The 21,381-nt window shown below is 37.7% G+C and carries 15 protein-coding genes; 10 read left to right on the top strand and 5 right to left on the bottom strand.

Going from position 1 to position 21,381, the window contains the following annotated elements:
* The first annotated feature begins 76 nt into the window (after positions 1 to 76).
* From PLA12_06505 to xylB, 4 genes are all read left to right on the top strand, one after another.
* Positions 77 to 1,312, top strand: coding sequence for a metallophosphoesterase family protein (locus PLA12_06505; protein ID HOQ32144.1), 1,236 nt, complete (start codon positions 77 to 79; stop codon positions 1,310 to 1,312).
* Between the two features lie 243 nt (positions 1,313 to 1,555).
* Complete coding sequence (gene sat, locus PLA12_06500; protein HOQ32143.1) at positions 1,556 to 2,707, top strand: sulfate adenylyltransferase; 1,152 nt, start codon at positions 1,556 to 1,558, stop codon at positions 2,705 to 2,707.
* 42 nt (positions 2,708 to 2,749) lie between these two features.
* Positions 2,750 to 3,802: a glycosyltransferase gene (locus PLA12_06495; GenBank protein ID HOQ32142.1), complete on the top strand. Its 1,053-nt coding sequence runs from the start codon at positions 2,750 to 2,752 to the stop codon at positions 3,800 to 3,802.
* Positions 3,803 to 3,931: 129 nt separating this feature from the next.
* Positions 3,932 to 5,458: a xylulokinase gene (xylB, locus tag PLA12_06490; GenBank protein ID HOQ32141.1), complete on the top strand. Its 1,527-nt coding sequence runs from the start codon at positions 3,932 to 3,934 to the stop codon at positions 5,456 to 5,458.
* A gap of 23 nt (positions 5,459 to 5,481) precedes the next feature.
* On the opposite strand, the gene PLA12_06485 is transcribed toward xylB, so the two are convergent.
* From PLA12_06485 to PLA12_06470, 4 genes are all read right to left on the bottom strand, one after another.
* Entirely contained in the window at positions 5,482 to 7,776 is a 2,295-nt protein-coding gene (locus tag PLA12_06485) for a hypothetical protein (GenBank protein ID HOQ32140.1), read from the bottom strand.
* A gap of 2 nt (positions 7,777 to 7,778) precedes the next feature.
* Positions 7,779 to 8,852: an ABC transporter permease gene (locus PLA12_06480; protein ID HOQ32139.1), complete on the bottom strand. Its 1,074-nt coding sequence runs from the start codon at positions 8,850 to 8,852 to the stop codon at positions 7,779 to 7,781.
* Between the two features lie 22 nt (positions 8,853 to 8,874).
* Positions 8,875 to 9,900 carry a sugar-binding protein gene (locus PLA12_06475; protein HOQ32138.1) on the bottom strand — a complete coding sequence of 342 codons (1,026 nt, stop codon included), beginning with the start codon at positions 9,898 to 9,900 and terminating at the stop codon, positions 8,875 to 8,877.
* 79 nt (positions 9,901 to 9,979) lie between these two features.
* Positions 9,980 to 10,699, bottom strand: coding sequence for an RNA methyltransferase (locus PLA12_06470; protein HOQ32137.1), 720 nt, complete (start codon positions 10,697 to 10,699; stop codon positions 9,980 to 9,982).
* Between the two features lie 115 nt (positions 10,700 to 10,814).
* Here PLA12_06470 and PLA12_06465 point away from each other — a divergent pair, with 115 nt between their 5' ends.
* From PLA12_06465 to PLA12_06445, 5 genes are read left to right on the top strand one after another with little or no spacing between them, the layout of a single operon-like run.
* A complete protein-coding gene (locus PLA12_06465; GenBank protein ID HOQ32136.1) occupies positions 10,815 to 11,579 on the top strand; it encodes an AAA family ATPase in 765 nt (254 codons plus the stop codon).
* Positions 11,566 to 12,474 carry a ParB/RepB/Spo0J family partition protein gene (locus PLA12_06460; GenBank protein HOQ32135.1) on the top strand — a complete coding sequence of 303 codons (909 nt, stop codon included), beginning with the start codon at positions 11,566 to 11,568 and terminating at the stop codon, positions 12,472 to 12,474. Before PLA12_06465 ends, PLA12_06460 begins: the two co-directional genes overlap by 14 nt.
* Positions 12,475 to 12,496: 22 nt before the next feature.
* Positions 12,497 to 13,765: a serine--tRNA ligase gene (serS, locus tag PLA12_06455; protein HOQ32134.1), complete on the top strand. Its 1,269-nt coding sequence runs from the start codon at positions 12,497 to 12,499 to the stop codon at positions 13,763 to 13,765.
* Positions 13,765 to 14,535 carry an NAD-dependent deacylase gene (locus tag PLA12_06450; GenBank protein HOQ32133.1) on the top strand — a complete coding sequence of 257 codons (771 nt, stop codon included), beginning with the start codon at positions 13,765 to 13,767 and terminating at the stop codon, positions 14,533 to 14,535. Before serS ends, PLA12_06450 begins: the two co-directional genes overlap by 1 nt.
* A 52-nt stretch (positions 14,536 to 14,587) precedes the next feature.
* Positions 14,588 to 14,782 carry a hypothetical protein gene (locus PLA12_06445; protein HOQ32132.1) on the top strand — a complete coding sequence of 65 codons (195 nt, stop codon included), beginning with the start codon at positions 14,588 to 14,590 and terminating at the stop codon, positions 14,780 to 14,782.
* A 135-nt stretch (positions 14,783 to 14,917) separates the two neighbouring features.
* Here PLA12_06445 and PLA12_06440 read toward each other — a convergent pair whose 3' ends face one another.
* Positions 14,918 to 19,798 carry a PhoPQ-activated protein PqaA family protein gene (locus PLA12_06440; GenBank protein ID HOQ32131.1) on the bottom strand — a complete coding sequence of 1,627 codons (4,881 nt, stop codon included), beginning with the start codon at positions 19,796 to 19,798 and terminating at the stop codon, positions 14,918 to 14,920.
* Positions 19,799 to 20,153: 355 nt separating this feature from the next.
* Between PLA12_06440 and tyrS the strand changes: the two genes are divergently transcribed.
* A partial coding sequence (tyrS, locus tag PLA12_06435) for a tyrosine--tRNA ligase (GenBank protein HOQ32130.1) occupies positions 20,154 to 21,381 on the top strand: 1,228 nt, incomplete at its 3' end.

The raw sequence follows: 21,381 nt of genomic DNA, 5'->3' as shown, positions 1-21,381 counted from the left end.
ATTGTTATTGCTAACAGGGATAAATCAAATTATTTTTATTACAAATAAAAAACAATCAATAGAAGGAAATACCTTTATGAAACGAATTCTATCCGTCAAGTTTATTGTTTTTCCGATAGTCCTAATATCTTTATTTTACTTCTTAGAAGGATGTGCTCTTCATTCGACACATGTTTATTTAACATGGCAGGGAGACCCCCATACTACAATGACCATCAATGTTCAATCTATAGGCAAAGATTACCCTGTAGAGGTGCTTTACGGAGACAAAAGTTGTGCAAAAAATCCACAATCGTATCAATATCAGGTAAATGGTGTCTCTAAAACGATACCGGAGGTAGAACCTCAACGGAATGTCCATACTTTTGAGTTAACGAATTTAACTCCTGGGGCTTTATATTATTTCACTCTTAAAACATTTCAAGGGAAATACTCGAAAGAATACAAATTCCGTACAATACCTAATGATGGCTCAACGCTTCGGTTTGTTATTGGAGGGGATATGGGAATACTTCCAGCTGCACCTCGCCTCCTTTCCTATGCCGCGAGAAAAGACCCTCAGTTTTTGGTTATTGGTGGAGATATAGCCTATGCTAATGGAGACCCTAAAAATGATTGGATTTGGGATATATGGTTTAATAACTGGGAAAAGAATATGGAAACCAGTGAAGGATGTCTTATCCCTGTGGTGGCAGGTATTGGGAATCATGAGGTAAACAAAAAAGACGCTTCATTACCTCAAGAAGAACGTGCACCTTTCTATTTTGGTTATTTTGCTCAGGGAGGAAAAACCTTCTTTTCAAGGGCTTTCAGTCCCTATCTTTCCCTCATCGTTTTAGATTCAAGTCATATTACACCTATATCTGAACAGGTTGAATGGCTAAAATCTACTTTACAGTCTTCAATAAATTATCCCTATATAATCCTAGTATACCATGTGCCTCTTTATCCCAGTCATCGTTCTTTTGATGGAGAAGTATCTGTGGAAGAAAGGAAACTCTGGCTACCTCTTTTTGATGAATATAAAGTCAATGTATGCTTTGAAAATCATGACCACACATTCAAACGCACAAAACCTATGCGAAATGGACAGGTGGTCGAAGGTGGAACTGTATATTTAGGCGATGGTTGTTTTGGAGTAAACCCGAGAACTATAGAAAACTTTTCGCTGGGCTATCTCGAAAAAGCCGATAGTAAACGGCATTTCTGGTATGTTGAAATAAATGCAAACGAACTGAAAGCACAGGCTATTGATGACAACGGCAACCTCTTCGATGAAGTAACTATACTTCCCAGAAAGACCGGCAAATAAAATTTTAGGCAAAATTATTTTTTGAATAAAACCTATTTTAAATTAAGATATTTTTCATAAAAAACTTAATAATAGTCAAGTCCTATCTTGATTTTTTGTCTTTATTTTCTGTGCAAGCAAGAGTATTTGTATTTCTTTTTTATTTTGTAGTTTTAAAATCATATTTTCGAAAATCTGTGTATAGTTAAAGTATAATTTAGCAAGCAAATTCTCAATTTTCTTTCACAACAAAAAGGATTTATTATGGCTATTGAACCACATGGTGGGAAGTTAGTTAATCGTTTTGTTCCCGCAGATGAAAAGCAAAAAAAGATAGATGAGGCAAAAAAATTAAAGCAAATAATATTGGACGAATATTTATCTTTTGACTTAGACTGTATTGCCAAAGGGATATTTAGTCCTCTGGAAGGTTTTATGGGTGAAGAGGAAGCATTGTCGAGTTTGGAAACCATGCATATTCGCAAGACAATCCCATGGACTATTCCTATTCTTTTAGATGTGCCGTCTGATAAAGCAGAAACTATTGAAATAGGTGAAGTTGTTGGCTTGTATAGTTCCGAAAATGGATTGGTTGGGACTATAACAGTTCAAGAAAAATTTCAATTGGATAAAAAATATCTCGCGGAAAAAGTATACAGTACTACAGACGAACAACATCCTGGTGTGAAAAGGACTTATAGTTTAGGGGATGTATTTATTGCAGGTCCTGTAGAGGTTTTTGATAAAAAGGTGAATGAATTTGAAGAATATAACTTACCTCCTCAACAAACGCGTGCTATTTTTGAAAAACGGGGATGGAAACGAATTGTTGCTTTTCAGACAAGAAATCCTATACATAGAGCCCATGAATACCTTACAAAATGTGCCCTGGAAATATGCGATGGTCTCCTTATTCATCCTCTAATGGGAACTACAAAAAGTGATGACATACCGGGAAGTGTCCGAATGGAATGTTATAAAGCATTGATTGAGAATTATTATCCCAAAGACCATATCTTATTGAGTATTATGCCTGTGAATATGAGATATGCAGGACCCAAAGAAGCGATTATGCACGCTATTGTCCGTAAGAATTATGGTTGCACACATTTTATTGTGGGAAGAGACCATGCAGGAGTTGGTAATTATTACGGTACTTACGATGCGCAAAAGATTTTTGATAATTTTAATCCTGAAGAGTTAAAAATTACACCTCTATTTTTCGACCATACATTTTACTGTCGGGCTTGTGGTAATATGGCATCTATCAAGACCTGCCCGCATGATACCAGCAATCATGTGGTATTAAGCGGGACAAAGGTTCGCGAAATGTTGAAGAAAGGAGAAATTCTGCCACAAGAGTTTACAAGAACAGAGGTCGCTTCTGTTCTAATGAGATGGGCACAGAATGGATAAATGGAATTCTTTTACATCAAGGTAAAATAAAAGAGGGACTTCATGAAAATAGGGATTAATTTATTTGCTTCTGAAGAGTTTGAGCCCGATGACCTCTTTTGTCGGTTCTTATATAAATCGCTCTCCCATGCCCGACAATTACAAGAAACAACAGATTTTTTTGTTTTTTTTAATAAAGAGTTTGGATATGAAAAGTGGGCAGGTTGGCCTGTTATTACAGAAACCAGCAAACAAGAAGGTTTTTTTTCTTCCTTTTCAATTCGGGGTTCGATATTAGACCCACTTATTCGAAAATTTAAAATGGATGTTGTCATTACACCTCTGGAAACAGCCCATTTTATTACATGTGCACCCTGTATCCCCTTGATTGTTCACACAGAAAACTGGTATCGGGGAATATTGAAAGAAGATTTTTTCCGCAAGCGTGATGTAAAAAGGATATTTCATGAAAGTCCCTTATGGTTAACTGCATCCGAATATACACGGCGAAGTTGTCTGGATGTGTGGAAAATCCCTTTGAACAAAATCGTCGCCTTATCTGCCGGTGTAGAGCCGATACTTTCTCAATCAGCACCCTCCTTGATAGCCCCACCTTATCTGGTTTCTGTTATAGATGATGCAACTATTCATCATCTGCCAGAGACATTGGAGGTGTTGCAATATTTTTGTAAAGAAATTCCTCACACAATAGTCCTCCTCGGGAAAAAACATGCAAAAGAACCTACAAACTGGGGAGATAATGTTTTTCGAATAGAGGAATGTCCAGACCGCACGCTATCAGGTTTATTTCAGAATGCAACTGCATTTGTTTATCCAGCCCTTCATGATGGTAGTGCTTTAAGACCCATAGAAGCCATGCAAGCAGGGACTTGTGTTGTAACGCCTTTAACTCCTGTAATGGAAGAACGGTGCGGTGAGTTGCCATTTTATTACCATGCAGAAAATCCATCCTCTTTGAATGTGGTTCTCCATCGTATCATAAATCTTCCTTCTGAGGAACGAAAAGAGCGGATACGATTGGGGAAATTGAGAGTTGTGGAATATACATGGGAACAAACAACATGGAAACTTATCACTGCATTAAAGCGTATTTAATATCTTCATTTTTTGCATGAAATTTAGTAATTGGTTATGATAAATAGGTTATCAATCAGATATATTGGTTGTCTAACAAATCAGATAAGTCAGACTTAATTAAAAGTCAAAACATAAAGGGATTGGATTATGAGTTATGTAATTGGTATTGATGTAGGAACCAGTGGAACAAAGATGGTTGCTATTAACGAAGAGGGAAAAGTAGTTGCATCTGTTACAAAAACTTATGATTTGCATAGTCCTAAACCGGGCTGGGCAGAACAATATCCTCAGGACTGGAAGAAGGCTGTGTTTGATGGGCTTTCCGAAATCTGCCAAAAAATTAATGGGCAGGAAGTTCGTGCGATTGGTTTAACCGGACAAATGCACGGTTCTGTTTTCTTAGATGAAAAGGGGGAGGTTTTATATCCTGCGATTTTGTGGTGTGACCAGCGAACAGCAAAGCAGTGTGAAAAGATTACTGAAATTGTTGGAGAAAAGAAACTTCTTGAAATGGTGTCCAATCCTGCTTTGACAGGATTTACCGCACCCAAAATTTTGTGGTTACGAGATGAAGTTCCTGAGGTATATAAAAAAGTAAAACATGTTCTGTTACCTAAGGATTACATCCGTTATGAACTTACCGGGGAATTTGCTTCGGATGTAGCAGATGCTTCGGGAACATTGCTTTTTAATGTAAATAAACGGTGCTGGCATGAAGAATTATTAAACAAATTGGATATCCCCGTTGCGTGGTTGCCAAAAGTTTATGAAGGGACAGAGGTCACAGGTAAAATAAAATCTTCTGTTGCTGAGCAACTTCATTTATCTTCGGATGTAGTGGTTGTAGCGGGAGGAGGAGACCAGGCTGCAGGGGGAGTAGGTTGTGGTGTTGTTCGTTCAGGAATTGTTTCTGCTTCTCTCGGGACAAGTGGTGTTGTTTTTGCATTTGCGGAACATGTTCATACAGACCCGGAAGGGCGGGTGCATACTTTCTGCCATTCTGTTCCGGGTGCGTGGCATGTGATGGGTGTAATGTTAAGTGCGGGAGGTTCTTTGCAATGGTTCCGAAACAAACTTTGTAAAGAAGAGATTGAAAAATCGAAAGAAACGGGCATTGATGCTTATGAATACATAACAGAAGCTGCGAAAAAAGTTCCTGTTGGCTCGAATGGACTAATTTTTCTTCCCTATTTAACGGGGGAACGCACTCCTCATAAAGACCCGTATGCAAGAGGTGCTTTTATAGGGTTGTCTTTGATGCATGGAAAAGCAGAAATGGCAAGGGCTGTACTGGAAGGGGTTTCCTTGGGTATGCGGGATAGTGTTGAAATTATGAAGGGAATGGGCATACCCATCAATGAGGTTCGTATATCGGGAGGAGGAGCACGAAGTAGTTTGTGGAGACAAATAATGGCAGATATATGTAAAGTTCCTATGGTGGTTATTAATGTAGATGAAGGCCCTGCCTTTGGTGCTGGTTTGTTAGCGAGTATTTCAGCGGGAATGTTTACATCTCTTTCTGAAGCATGTGAAAGCATCATCAAAGAGTTACATCGAGTAGAACCTAATCCACAAAATAGTGAGGAATATGAATTCTGGTATCAGGAATATAAGTCGGCTTATTTATCCATGGCTCCTGCTTTTAGAAGAATTGGGAAACACTTAGAGGGGTAACAAACTTTCGTTGCCTTATATCCCTAAGAACTTACATTCTGCCGCAATTCCTGTAAGATTGTGGAGAGCCGTCCTGATGTTTTTTCGATATAAGGAATGAATTTTTTCCCTTTTCCTTCACGAACGCCTACGCGATATTCTATAAACTCGCTTGCTAACTTTAATACATCCTCTTTATATTTTTCTACGACGGTGCTTTTCCCTTCACTCAACAAACGACACAAAACGCCATCACATGCACATAAAATAGAGCCCACCTCAAATAGTTTCCCTCGTACCTGGTATATATCTTCTGTCGAATATATGGTATTTATTACTTGATTTTTTATTTCTACCATTTTTCGCAAGCTATCCATAGACTGTTTTTCTTTGAGTTCCCTTACCTTGTCGGATATTTTTTCCACAGAAGACAAATAAGGTTTCAGCAATTCTACATTGATGGCAATCTGCTGTTCGATATAATCGAAAATTCGCTGCATAATTATTTTTCCCCAATGCTGACATTCTTCAGGGGTAGCTATTAGCATAATTTGTCCCTGTCCGGGGAACATTTCCCGATGGAAAGACAAGGGTAATTCTTCCCATTGATAGGAACGGACAAATTGAGTGGCATCATAAATACGATATTGTTCAGGCAAAGCAGAACGAAAAGTAATATTTACTCCTGTCACTTCTGATGTGTCTTGATTTACAAGATAAAATAGCCAGAAATTTTCTCCCTTCATCCATGTATGGATTAAAATATCAACATTATCGGGACATCGGGAACGGGGATGTTTTCGTGATTGAATATCAGGAGAGAAATCTGGTGGATTTGCAGGTTTTGCCGACATAACCAAAGAAGCAAGGGAATAAAATCGTCCTAACCTACCTCCTAACTCCTGCCATACATCGCTAAAAGTCAGGAATGGTCCCGTTAAAGAACGCTGACATTCACCTCCTGACCATAACGGTATATTATGGTATGTATAACTCAGCCATCCACGGGCACCGCTGGATATTGCCAGATTAATCATAAGTCTTATTTCCGGCGCAGAATTCCATTTAGGGGCTCCAGAGCCAAAAACAAAAGCGGGACCAATGGCCCATAAATGTTGTCCATTAATAAATTTTATATGTGTTTTTAAGACCTGTCCCAATTCCCACGGATTTTTTGATTTCCAATGGCTTATTCCGGCGATTGAAGAAAATTGGCTATATAAGGGGAAGGCATTGGCTTCTCTGGTAAGGTAAATAACAGGGTGCTTTTCATCTATTTGTTCAATTTTCTTTTTGATTTGTATATAAGCATCAACTTCGGCATCGGAGGGATTCTCTTTAATTACCCATCCGAACAAATTTTCTTCGGCGGCATATCTCTTAATGGAGTGTTCTTTTTCTTTAATAAATGATGTTATTTTTGTAGGTTCAAGGAATAAGGTTTCTTCTTCTAAAGAAATGATTAATTTTATATTGTGTTTTCGGGATGTCTCAAACAGCACTTCCTGGTCACCCGGTAGGAAATCATAAAATTTTTCTACAAAGGCAACATTGTGGTAATGCAAAGACATATCTTCGAATAATAAATCCAGATAAGAAGCCATGTCTATTTTTAAAAGATGGGACATATTTTTTGCTGTATTTGCGTTAATATAGGCTCCTATCGGGAAAAAGTTATCTAATACAGGATAATGGATAGGTTTTTCATTACCTAACTGTAAGATATCCTTTTTGTTGAGCCAATTTTTTTCTTTTTCCGTAGGTTCCCGAAAGCGGATACTGCGTATATACATTGTCTCTTTTGTTCTTGTAAAGGAATATAAACGAAGAGCAAAGTTTTCTATTTTTCTAGGGAAACTATTAAAACACCATGCCCTTGCTACTGTAACCCACTTAAAATCCATATCCAGGAATTCAAAAAATTGACCTGTCGTATAATGCCATGTCCACGCTGGAAGACACTTACCGTATTGCATACGATAGGATATTTCAACAATGGGATGTCTATTTTGAGTAATCGGGAAATGAGGAACGGAGCTTGTTCGTGTGCTTAACGGAACCCAAAAGCTGGGTCTTTCTATATCCTCTAAAAAATTTAATCTTCGAAGCCCACTAAAATCACCGGTCCATCTAAAGATTTTTTCCCCATCTATTTCCTCTATCGCCCTTTTAGCAGGAATACCTTTCCATTCTTCTTCTCCCGGGTCATCCTCTAAAGACCATTTCATTAAATCTTCTGCGTAAAATGTAATACTGGAACATTTTTCGCGTTCTTCTAATGTTGGTGGTTCTTTGATTTTGTTTAAAAGTCCTTTGTAGATATAGTATTCTTTTTCCATATTCATTTTGCTTCTATAGTCCGTTTTTTCTGTGACCGTCGCATAAAGAATTCATCCGCACAAACACCTGCCAGAATAGCACCACCAATAACGACATATTCCAATTCGCTGCGGATACCTAAAATATTCACGAGATTGCGTAGAACCATAATAAGAGCAATACCTAAAATAACACCGATTACATTTCCTGTTCCACCGCGAAGGCTACATCCTCCTAAAACGGCTCCTGCAACTGCATATAATTCGTAGAAACTACCAAAATCAGAAGGCTGAACGGAATTTACCTTAAAAGCAAATAAAAGCCCTCCAATACCTGCAATCAGACTGCAAATAACATACGCCAATAATTTTAACCGATGGGTCTGAATACCACTAAAACGAGCCGATTCTTCGTTAGCACCTAAAGCAAAAAGATGTCTGCCCATAGGTGAAAGGTGTAAAAAAAGACCCACGATAATAGTAAAAACTATCATGATAACCAGAGGAGCGGCAATTAAATCCATGAGTAAAGCAGCTGTAGAGGAAGGAGCACCCGCAGAAGGTTGAAGAGAAGGAAACCAATCTAAAAGTGTCCCTTTCCCCAACCATTTCCAATTGGGCAAGGCATTTCCAAATCCTTGAGTTGTATCCCCGGCAAAGAAACGGGCAAAACTTCGGTATGCAAACAAACCACAAAGGGTTACAACAAAAGGCTGAATATTAAAGTAGGAAATGAGTGTTCCATGCCATATACCGATAAGGACAGAAATAAATAAGGCAAAGGGGAAAATCAGGAATGGGGACCAGCCCTGCCCTTTATCAATCAGGATACAGGAAATAACAGAAACCAAACATACGACACTTCCAATGGATAGGTCTATTCCACCCGTAATGATAACTATAGATTGAGCCAATGCTAATATTCCGAACAACCCTATCCATGGTAATAGATTTTTAAAGTTTGTAAGAGATAAAAAATTACTGGAAAAAGAAATTCCTAACTCTTTACCATGGCGATACCACTGAAACCATTCCCACGAATAAGCCAATATACATAAGACAATAATAAGACCAACTAAACCTAATGCTTTTCTCATTCTTTTTAATCCTGCATTACATTTACGATTTACCTAAAATTTGTTTTAGTTCGGACCAGAACGAATCCACATTCTCTTTGGTAACGGACAAGGTTGGAATAAAAATTTGTTTATTTTCCGGTATACTGGATGTATTTCCTTCTGCCAATTCTTTCAAAATACGGACAGATTGGTATCCGAATTCAAAGGGTCTTTGCACAACGGTGCCATAAATATATCCATCTTTTACGCCCTGTAGTGTTTCATCTTCTTCATCAAAACAAACAATTTTAACCTGCCCCAATTTGCCTGAATCACGAACACCATTCAAAATGGCAGGGCCATTATAACTCCATAGTCCGACAAAACACGCAACATCGGGATAACGCACTAAAGCGTCCTGAACATTGGCTATCGCTTTGGCTCGGTCTGTTTCATCCGTGCGTATATCTATAATCTGTTGCCCTGTAGATTCAATTTGTTTTTTCAACCCTTCCAATCGGTCTCGTGCATTTTGAGCATCTAATGTGCCTACACAAATAATAATTTTGGAGCCTGGCGGTGTACATGCCTGTATAAGTTTTCCTGCTTCAACTCCTGCATCAAAATTATTCGTTCCAATATAACATTTCCTTAAACTATTTGGAGCATCGCTATCCTGGGTTATAAGATTTGTTTTTTGGGCTGCTTCATTTAGCATCTCTGTTTGATTTTCGGGGTCTTTGGGGCTAATTGCAATACCTGCGACACCTAAGGTAATCAGGTCTTGTAGTATTTGTTGCTGCTGTTCTGCGGTTCCAGCGGAAGGAATTCTGAAAATTACATCTACACCAAAATCCTGAGAGGCTTTTTTTGTGCCTGCTTCTGCAATCTTCCAGAAATCCGATGCATTGTTGGTAATAAAAGCCACTTTAATTTTTTTAGCAGATGGGGATGCTGCTTGTTTTTGTTGGGAGGTAGTGGAAGGAGGATTTGAGGGGCCTTGTGGTTTACTTCCACAACCTGAAACAAGGGTAAGGATAAGGACAAGGGACAGTACACAAACCAAATTCAGTAAAGAACGGCACATATTTTTTCCTCCATCAGTATTTATTTTATGTTTCAAACTTATAGTTTATCGTATTTATAGCCTAAATATTCAACCCTAATTATTTGATAAAATCTTTTTTTAATGCATGGGATACAATTTCTTTTGCTCGGGAAAGAGATTTCCAGTAGAAAATTGCCTTTAATATTCGTTTTTCGTCTTCAAATAAATCGCCATTGGATTGTAATAGTTCCGTTCGTTTCTGGAAAGCATGATAAAGGGCAATGGAAGCAGCTACGGATATATTGAAACTCTGAGTAAATCCATACATCGGGATAATAATACTTTCGTCTGCCTGATGGATAATTTCTTTTGAAACCCCTTCGTGTTCATTTCCAAAGATAATAGCTGTTGGTATTAAAAAATCCACTTCGTTAATTGTTTTCTGAGAATCTAGCGAAGTAACACAAATCTTATATCCTTTTTCTTTCAAATAAGAGATACAATCCAATGGATTTTTCCAGCGAAAGATATCCAGCCATTTTTCGGCACCCTGAGCAACCCGATTTGCTTCACGGTATTTTGCACTGGTTTCGATGATATGCACTGCTTGAAAGCCAAAGGATTCTGAAGTCCTTAGAACAGCATTCATATTCCCAATGTCATACAAACCATCTAAAACAGGTAAGATGGTATAAGTTCTATTTTGTAATACACGATTAATTTTATCTATTCGTTCAGGTGTTAGCCACACTTTTAACGCCTGAGTAATCTGTTCGGAGAAACAGGAGATTCCTCCTAAATTTAACGGTTCTCTATAAGGGAAATAGGGATGAAGCATACTTTTTCTATTCGTTATCAAGGTTTGATAAAATGTTTTTCTTTGTCATAGGATTTCCATAACTGATATTATATCTAATAAATGCGAGATTTTACCTTTTTATAAAGATAAGGCTATGGGTGTCATTATTGCTTTTGCCAATCAAAAAGGCGGTGTAGGAAAAACGACAAGCGCTGTGAATATATCTGCTTGTCTTGGGAATGAAGGTTATAAGACGCTTCTTATTGACCTTGACCCTCAAGGCAACGCAACACAGGGACTTGGTTTTAACAAACATACATTAGAACATACAACTTATTCTGCTTTGCTTTTAGATTTACCTATACAGAATGCTATAAAAAATACAGAATATAGGAATGTATATTTAATCCCTTCTAATAGTGCCTTAGCAGGGGCAGAAGTGGAATTAATTGAGATGGATAATAGGGAATATAGATTAAAGACGACCATAGCACCTATAATTTCAGAGTTTGATTATATTATTATAGACTGTCCACCCGCTCTGGGATTATTAACCATTAATGGATTGGTATCCGCTCAAAAGGTAATTGTTCCTTTACAATGTGAGTATTACGCACTGGAAGGATTGGGGGAATTATTGCAAACGGTAAAACGAATTCGAGAAAATTTTAATCCCAATTTAGAAATTTTGGGAATATTGTTAACTATGTTTCAGCATACCAATCTTTCGCGACAGGTTGTTAGTGAAGTGCAACAATATCTGGGAAATAAGGTTTTTCAGACGATAGTCCCAAGAAATGTCACTTTAAGTGAAGCACCCAGTTTTGGGAAACCTGTAATTTATTATGATGGAAAATCTATCGGTGCTCAGGCATATATTGCATTAACAAAGGAGATAATATCCCGTGAATCCCAATAAAAAGAAAGCATTAGGAAAAGGTTTGGATGCAATATTAGGTCCGATACGAACAGAGGAAACGGTAGAAGGTCATCCTGCCTCCTCACAGGAAAAAATATCCGACAAACAAATACTTCTATTAAATCCTACTGAGGTTATACCCAGTAAGGTTCAGACACGGAAAACTTTTAATGAGGAGTCTTTACAGAAATTAGCCGATTCCATAAAACAACATGGATTGCAGGAACCTGTAATTGTTCGTAAGACGGAAGATAAGTACGAGTTGGTTTGTGGGGAACGAAGATTACGGGCATGTATTTTGGCTGGACTGAAAGAAATCCCGGCGATATGTCGGAATATATCTGATGATGAATCCATTTTATTAGGATTGATTGAAAATATACAGCGGGAAGATTTAAATCCTATTGAAGAAGCCGAAGCCTATCAATCCATTTTGAAACGATTTAACTGGTCTCAGGAGCAATTGTCAGAAACAATAGGTAAAGACCGTTCTACAATATCCAATGCGTTAAGACTTCTATCACTTCCGGTAGCGGTGCAAAATAGGGTTATCGAGGGAACATTGACAATGGGACATGCACGGGCATTATTAGGGTTGCCCAATTCGGAACTTATAGTTCAAGTTGCTCAACAGGTTATAGAAAGGGGGCTATCCGTTCGTCAGACAGAACAATGGGTAAACCGCTTAAAGGAGGATACTAAGAAGAAACCGCTTACATCTAAAAAGACAAAAAATATACAGATTTTAGAAATTGAACAACAATTATGCCGACGATTAGGAACCAAAGTTAATATTAAACATGGGAATTCTGGAAAAGGGAAAATTGAAGTTTCTTATTTTAATAATGAAGAATTCTCAAGAATATTAAGAGTTTTAGGAATTGATATAGAATAATAACGAACAAAAAGGATTGTTTATGATAGACATCAAACTTATTCGTTCTGACCCAGACAAGGTTAGGGAATCCTTAGGTAAACGAGGTAAAGAAATTCGATTGGAAGAACTATTGGAAATAGACCGCATCCGCAGGGAAAAATTATATCAATGCGAACAATTGCGGGCAGAACAAAACCGAACAGGTGAAACTATTGCTCAAAAAAAGAGGCAAAAAGAGAATGTAGATGAACTGTTAAATTCTATGAGCCAAATTAAACAGAATATTGCCCAATTAGAAGAAGAATTAAAATCGTATGATGAGCAACTGGAACAGATATTATTAACACTTCCTAACCTACCCCATGAGAGTATTCCTATTGGGAAAGATTCTTCGGACAATCGTATAGAGCGAAAATGGGGAGAACCTAAAAAATTTGATTTTGAACCGTGGGACCATGTTCAGTTGGGAGAATATTTAAAAATAATTGACTTTGACCGTGCTGTAAAAATTGCGAAAACAAGATTCGCTCTTTCGACAGGTGCCGGGGCATTACTGGAACGGGCATTAATTAATTTTATGTTAGATGTACACACTTCGCAACATGGTTATAAGGAAGTTTTGCCACCATTTCTCGTAAATTCCGCTACCATGCAAGGAACAGGGCAATTACCTAAATTCGCAGAGGATTTGTTTCGCGTAGAAAACTTTGATTTGTGGCTTATTCCGACGGCGGAGGTCCCCGTAACAAATATCCATCGTGATGAAATACTATCTGATGAAATGCTCCCCATAAAATATGTAGCATATACTCCATGTTTCCGCAGTGAGGCGGGTTCGTATGGAAAAGATACGCGGGGTATGATAAGACAGCACCAGTTCAACAAAGTGGAACTTGTTAAATTTACCCGACCCGAAGAATCCTGGGACGAATTAGAAAAATTGACAAAGGATGCGGAACATATTTTGCAATTATTAGGTCTCCCCTATCAAGTAGTAACTCTGTGCACGGGAGATTTAGGTTTCTCCGCTTCCAAAACTTATGATTTGGAAGTATGGCTACCGGGACAAAATTGTTATCGTGAAATTAGTTCCTGCTCGAATTTCACAGATTTTCAGGCGCGAAGGGCAAATATTCGTTTTAAGCGAGATAAAAAGCCAGAATTTGTGCATACTCTCAATGGTTCGGGTCTTGCTGTTGGGCGAACTGCTGTTGCTATCCTGGAAAACTATCAACAACCCGACCATTCTGTTGTCATTCCTGAAGTTTTAAGACCTTATATGCATGGTTTAGAAAGGATTGAACCGTAATGAATGAACTTATTGAAAAATCGGCAGAGTTAATTGCTAATTCCAAGAATGTAGTAGCCGTAACAGGTGCCGGAATTTCCGTAGAAAGTGGAATTCCTGATTTTCGAAGCGAAGGTGGCCTTTGGTCTCGTTTTCCACCGGAGGAATATGCTACATACGAAGCATTTCTGGATAATCCGGATAAGGTATGGGAGTTGTTTTATGAAATTGGAGATACAATTGCAAAGGCAAAACCGAATCCTGCCCATATTGCCCTTGCAAGGTTAGAGGAATTAGGACATCTGGTAGCAGTAATCACACAAAACATTGATAATTTACATTATTCCGCAGGGAGCAAAACAGTAGTTGAATATCATGGTAATGCTCAGATGCTTTCCTGTACAGCCTGCTGGCGAAAAAGACCTATGAGTTTATCCCATCGGAATCATGGGGCGCCTCGTTGTGAGTGTGGGGGATATATGAAGCCTGATGTAGTTTTATTTGGCGAGCCTATTCCATCTCAAGCATTATTTATGGGCGAAACATTAGCCAAAAGTTGTGAAATTATGTTAGTTGTCGGGACATCGGCTCAGGTTTATCCTGCAGCATCTCTTCCCTATACTGCGAAACAATGGGGTGCAACAATTATCGAGTTTAATGTTCATGGAACACCATTTACGGAGTCTGTAACGGACATATTTATCGAAGGACCTGTTGGGCAAACACTACCAGAAATATTAAAACGGGTAGAGGAAATAGATAAGCAAAAACAAGTAGACAAAAAAGAATAATTGTGCTATAATCAAAGAATAAATAAAACTCCCAATATAAGGAGCAAATAGTATGGCGATTTATGAATATCATGCCATACGGGCAGAAGGTGATTTTGAGAAATCATTTATCGGCGGAGTTGTTATTGCTAAAAATCGCCAGGAAGCAAAAGTAAAACTGCGTCAGAAAGGATTGAAAGCCACAATGCTCCGCAGAGCCCGTGGAATTATGGCTGTATTGAAATGGTTTGACGCAGATATACGATAATATCGCAAATATACCCCCTTTCTCTTTACCTTTATATATGTCCGAAGGGATATGCTTTGTTTCCCCTATTTAATCAAATGGTAAACGATATCATCCATCTTGTATCGTGTTTTTTATATTAATTTTCTTTATATTTTATTGTTTGGGATATGTATCGGGGACGACAACAACACGAGTGCTAAACACATAATCTAAGTCTTTAAGTTCTGGCACATAAGGCTCCGGACCGGGGAATCGAATTTGAATAAAGAATGCTGTCCATCCCTGATTGGGTACTTCAACAGTGCCTACATACGGGATAATTTCATTTTCTCCAAACTCACAAATACATGGAGGTTCACCTTCTCCTTCCCCCTCTCCTTCGGCAGAGATATAAGATTTGGCACTATCTACAATATTCGTTTTCAGTATTTGAACGGAAGCATTTTGTTGATTTATCGGCATTGTATTGTCTTTGCCTATGGTGAAATTAGCCATAGTATCAACAAGAGATGCCATTGTCAGAGAATTGCAGTCGCCATATTCCGATGGTAGCGAAATTGTTTGGGTAGATGGTGTGTATTTTGCCATCCAATTCTTATCTTCAGCTATAGTGGGATTCGCAATACTCACAGATTTTATTTTTGAGCCACTCAAATCTATTGCATAGAAAGCATCTTTGTTAGCATATAATAAATCAAGCTCTGAATTATTCGATTCAACAACTGTTGTAGGAATGGATGTATTTAACCAATCCATAACAAATTGAATTTTGTTGATATTATTTGCTAATGGTTCCGCCGTGTTATTAACAATAGAGATTGATTCTCCTGTGTTTTTGATAACCATGTTCATGGTAAGTAACCCTATGGGGTCTATAGTCATAAACGCATCTTGATTATTTGGTTTCCATAAGGTTAGTAGTAATTCTTTATTCTCTTTACTACTATTGATTGAAACAATAGATGTTTTATCTATTTCATTGTTTATGGCTCTCGATTTCCACCATACAATATGAGCCATTAATAATTGTTCGTAGTGTAAACCAGAGCCATCGGCGATACCTTGCGTAATCTCATTCCAAAGAGAAGGCATATCCTTTTGCAACTGTCCCGCTAACTTTTCATCTTCCGATGTAAAAACAGAGTAGTTTTCATTTCGAACCAATTTGGTAATTTCATCCTTAAGCAAGGAACCATATTGGTATCCCATTTGATAAGGAGTACCTTCTAAGTAAAGAACTTTTTGACTATCACTATTTTGAAGTTTACCGAGAATGGACTTTGCCCCATTCATTGTTTCTAAACTTGTATTATACGACTTTTCATTGTTGGTAGTATTATCAATAATTGCTTCTGGGTCAAAGCCAGGGTCGCCTCCACATTCTTCGCAGAATGGCTTCAATTTACTACTTGACCACCCAAGTCCTATAGTACTTAAACGGAAATCTCTTGTGTTTTTATTTGTTGCTTGCCATAATAAAACTTCTTTTGGTTTGGTAATTGTATCCAAACGAATGCGGAAAGCCCTTTTCTTTATATCTGTCTCCGTAGTATCCTGTTCAACCCACCAGAAAAATTTAGGTCTCTCCCGATTATTAATTACGGAAAGGTAAAAGGCTAATAACGCTCTATATGAATTTTCATCTAAGTCGAGAGCATTGGAAGATACCAATCCGTGGTCTGTGTTCGGGGCATAATATAAGTAAGCATTATCAGGATATACAACGCCATTTGTAAGGGTAATGTTAGGTTTTAACATATTAAAATAAAACTTTGCTGAATCGGGTAGGAAAAATTGGTCCCCGGTTGAATTCAACATAAACTTGGGCATGGTCAAAGAGTCCAGATAATTAATGGGGTCAACAATTTTCCATAAAGAATTGCCTTCTGGTGTCCCTAATCGGTCAAAGATACCCAACGACACATAATCAATCAAAGCAGGAGAATATTTTTCGCCATACGAATAATAATGATGCTCAATCTGAGAGGGCATGTTTAACACATCTATTACGATAGGCATTGCAGCACAAACTCGTGGGTCAACAGCAGAGGTTAACCAGGTAGTCCAACCGCGTTTGGACGCACCTGTTACAACAAAATTATTAATGTCATATCGGCGTCCCGGTTTTTCTTCTTTTACAAATTTTTGGACTGTATCCATAGCACGGACTGCAGAACGGACCATAGGCAAAAGAACAGGCCAGGTAATATCTGCTTGTCTTGCCTTATATCCGTCCATATATTTATCGTAACTGTATGCTATAATCCCATCTTCAACTCTCTTTTTTGTTTCGTCAATAAATTGTAAGGGTTGATTGGGAACGGCTTTCAGGAGAACAGCTACTGTTCCGGTAGCAGAAACAAATGGCAGGACCATTTCTGCCTGGTCTGTAATATCAGGTTCACTGCCTGTAGAGCCCCCCGTAATCAGTAATATGGCTTTGTCATGTAAAACAATAGAAGGCTCGATGATAGTAAGATAATGTTTCCAGGGTTGAGCATTGTATAATTCTTGAGACCCACGCCACATTCCGGAGGTCATTTCAAGCAGATATGAGGAGATACCAAAAGCAGGGAATGAAGCGGTTCGTAGTAATTCATAATCATAATAGGGGTCACAAATTTGAACAAATTTTTTCAGTATTTGATTTTCAGGAACCGAACTGGGGGCTTTTGTTTGTAAAGCAACATTGATTGGACTGACTGTCTTTAAACTAACATTACTCACTAACAAATACACATAATCAAAACATTCGTCTTCCGTAGGTATAAATTTTTGTATGGTTATTGTATCAAGCACTCCATCACCATTTGTATCTTCTCCATTTTCATCTAAAGTAAATACTTTCTTCCTCAACGGGTGATATACAGCAAATTTCAGACTGTAGCCATTATCATCTGCAGTCCATTCGGTTGGATTAAATACAACCTGAGCCGTATCAGCAAGAGGATTTATGTTTACCTTTACGGCACGGGATGAAAATGGTAGCACCGAAGCCAGTTCAGGAATAGTTGACGCATTGATAGTTACTTTGTCTGTGGGTGCAGGATTTTCCCGAGAAGGAACACCAACGGAATTAAAGCGTTTTTCATTAAATACAAAGGGTTTGCTGTTATTATCCGAATTACGCAACACAGTTTCTTCAAATTTTTCTGCAGACCTACCGCGAACATAATACCAATACAAATCCGATAGTCTTTCTTTTTCATCTGTTGCTGCATGAATTACAGCGTCTAAAGTAGCATAAGTAAGTGTAGTTGCTAATTCATAATTTACCACCTGTTGAGGCTTAACACTTTCTTTGAATACTTTTTCTAATTCTTGGAGAAAACCACCATAAGGGTCACCTGAAGCACCAATTAAAGCAAGTATTGGGATATCTGTAAGTTTTCGTTCAAGATATACCCAAAATTCATGTCCCGCATTGTAATAATTTTTAGTTTTCATCGAAACAGGCTGGAAAAGAGCCTGCGATAAATCAAGATATTCATTTTCTTCAAAAGAACGAGCCCATGTTCGGGCAGTATCGGCTTTTGTTGATTTTGCTTCAATCTCTTCGACGACACGGTCTGCTCGTTGACCTAAATAAATCGCAATGGACTCACGAATCCCTTTAAAGTATGAGACCATTTGTGGTTTTCCATATATATCAATATTCGATGGGTCAGGAATTGTAAGGTCAGGGAATTGATAGTTATCAAAACAAGAATAGAAAAGATATTGTGCGAAAATGTTATAAGGGGTAAATTTTTGTTTTATATCGGTATTGGTAGTATCGTTTAAGGCAGTTAAGGCATTATGAATAGATACCATTAAAAGTTGTTTTGGGTCAATAACAATATTTCCAAATTTGCGGTTGGCAATTGCAAGTTGATTAAAATCCTCATATTCTGATGTATAGTTGGAATTCATATTAAAGAATACAACGCCATAGGCTCCATCCTGGTCTACTAAAATGGGATTTCTCATTCCCGAAGCGATATATTCGACATAAACTCCTGCTATTTTAGTGGCAAGTTTCGTCAGGCTATCGGATATTACCGCATCTGAAAAGTTTTCATTATAAAAGGAATTAGGATTTTCCATGCTTCCTTTTTCTAAGGCAACCAGTTGTTTAATTACAGGCATTGAACCAAAAATACGCCATTTGAGATTCCACGGATAATTTAATTTTGCATCTTCAGGAACTGTTACGGGGACATCAATAATTGATGCCGTGGGGAAAAAACCTACAACATAAGTTGCTTGATAGGGTAATCCTGTTATTCGAGCAATAGCATAAGTTCCTTGTTTTTCCCCTAAAATAGGAACTATTGAGCCGTCATCTAAAAGAGCCAATATTAAATATCTATTGGCAGGGCGGTCAGTTCTACTTTCTTCACCGGGGAACAAAGGAATTTCTAATGTAGTGGAAACTATTTTATTATCGCTACTTTTTGCAAAAAGATTTTCTGTTTTTGCATTGTGAGCAATACGATAGAAAGAAGATACCAATTCCATCGGTTCTGTAAAACTAAATTGTTTGGTCTCTTTCGTTTCGTAGATGCTAAATGTAGTTTTTGCGGTAAGAGCACCTTGGGGAATTCTGACATTTACGCCATAACCGGAAGCCACACCATTATACACAGATTGCTGTGGGTCAATAACAGAGAAGGTTGTGCCCGGATTTACTCGGATATAATTAACTTCTTTTCGTTCTGTAAGACCTCTGCCCGTAGAGATAATTAATCGCACTGTATATAGACTGGGGTTATTGCCATCTTTCGGATTGTGATAATAAGTTTTTCTTGGATTGGGCAGGTTACTGGTCTCTCCATCTCCAAAATCCCAATACCAAGACACTATAGGAGAGTCTTCCGATACAGAAAGGTCATTAAACTGGACTATTAAAGGTTCATTTCCTTCTTTAGGTGAAGCAGAAAATTGTGCAATTGGTTCTTTGTTTGCAGGAGGCTTTTTACAACTCACTCCCCCTATAACAAGTGCCAATAGTAAAAATACTACCACGGGATATGAGATATTTTTTCTTTCCATAAACTTAAATCCTATCTTCTTTAATTCCATAAAACACAGTTATTGAATTGTGAATATGAAAAGTTCTATTAAAACTATTTTTTTCGTTTTTTGTCAAGTTTTTTCGTCAATCTTTTTATTTTACAACATACTAAAATAGTATAATTTTTTAATGTCTTTTGTCAACATTTTTCCTGTGAAAAATGTCTCATTTCCTTATATTTTTGTAAATCTCGTTATTTTAAAAATAACCTTTCTAATGTAAAATTATAATATAAAATTGTTATAATTTCTAACATTCATCGGTTCTTTTCTCATATTATACTATAATCGGTCTTTAACAATTCTTTTTTGATTTATTAAAGGATAAGTAGTTATGGCATTTAAAACTTTATTTGAAGAACTTCAATGGCGTGGAATGATACATCAGACAACACATCCGGAACTTGCAGAAAAACTGCATCAAGAAAAGTTTACATTGTATTGCGGTTTTGACCCCACATCAGATAGTTTACATATTGGAAGTTTATTACCTATTATGGGATTGGTTCATTTTCAACGATGGGGACATAAGCCCATTGTCCTTATAGGTGGAGGCACGGGACTTATAGGCGACCCCAGTGGAAAGAAGGATGAACGGCAACTCCAAAGTAAAGAGGATATAGAAAAGAATGCTCAAGGTATAAAAAAACAACTTTCTCACTTTATCTCCTTTGAAGGGAATAGTTCGGCTATCATGGTTAATAATGCGGATTGGCTCTGTGAATTACATCTATTGGATTTTTTAAGGGACATCGGGAAACATTTTAGTGTGAATGTAATGCTGACAAAAGACGCTATACGGCAACGATTGGAAGACCGTGAACATGGAATTTCTTACACGGAGTTTACTTATTGTCTTTTACAATCTTATGACTATCTGCATCTGTGTAAGAATTTTGATTGCCGACTTCAAATAGGCGGGTCTGACCAATGGGGCAACATTGTTTCCGGTATGGAATTAACTCGCCGATTGTTAGGAAAAGAGACCTATGGACTAACGCTTCCTCTGGTTACAAAAGCAGACGGCACAAAATTTGGAAAAACGGAGTCCGGGAATATCTGGCTCGATGCGAACAAAACAACACCCTATCGCTTTTATCAATTCTGGATTAATCAAGCAGATGCCGACACTCCAAAATATCTACGGTATTTCACATTACTATCTGCGGAAGAAATAGAGGCACTGGAAAAACAGGTTCAAACAGAACCTCACAAAAGGGCAGGACAAAAGGCTTTAGCACGGGAAATAACAAGAATGGTACATGGGGAAACGGCTCTCCAGAGTGCTATTCGTGCCAGTGAAGCAATGTTTGGAGGTGATTTGCATCAGTTAGAACTTTCGGTATTGGAAGATGTTTTCAGTGATGTTCCTCATGCAGAGGCTCCAATAAATTATATAACAGAAAATCAGTTTTTATTGGATTTACTAATCCATACAGGGATATTGGAAAGCAAAGGAGAAGGGAAACGACTTATTAAAAACGGAGGTCTATATATAAATAATGAACGAGTAACAGAAGATACCTTACGATTAAATGAAAATTATCTTCTTGGTGGTTCGT

Origin of the sequence: Candidatus Hydrogenedens sp. (genome assembly GCA_035378955.1) — a bacterium.
Taxonomy (GTDB): domain Bacteria; phylum Hydrogenedentota; class Hydrogenedentia; order Hydrogenedentales; family Hydrogenedentaceae; genus Hydrogenedens.
The sequence above is the reverse complement of the archived record's forward strand: the minus strand, read 5'-3'. Positions and strand labels throughout refer to the sequence as shown.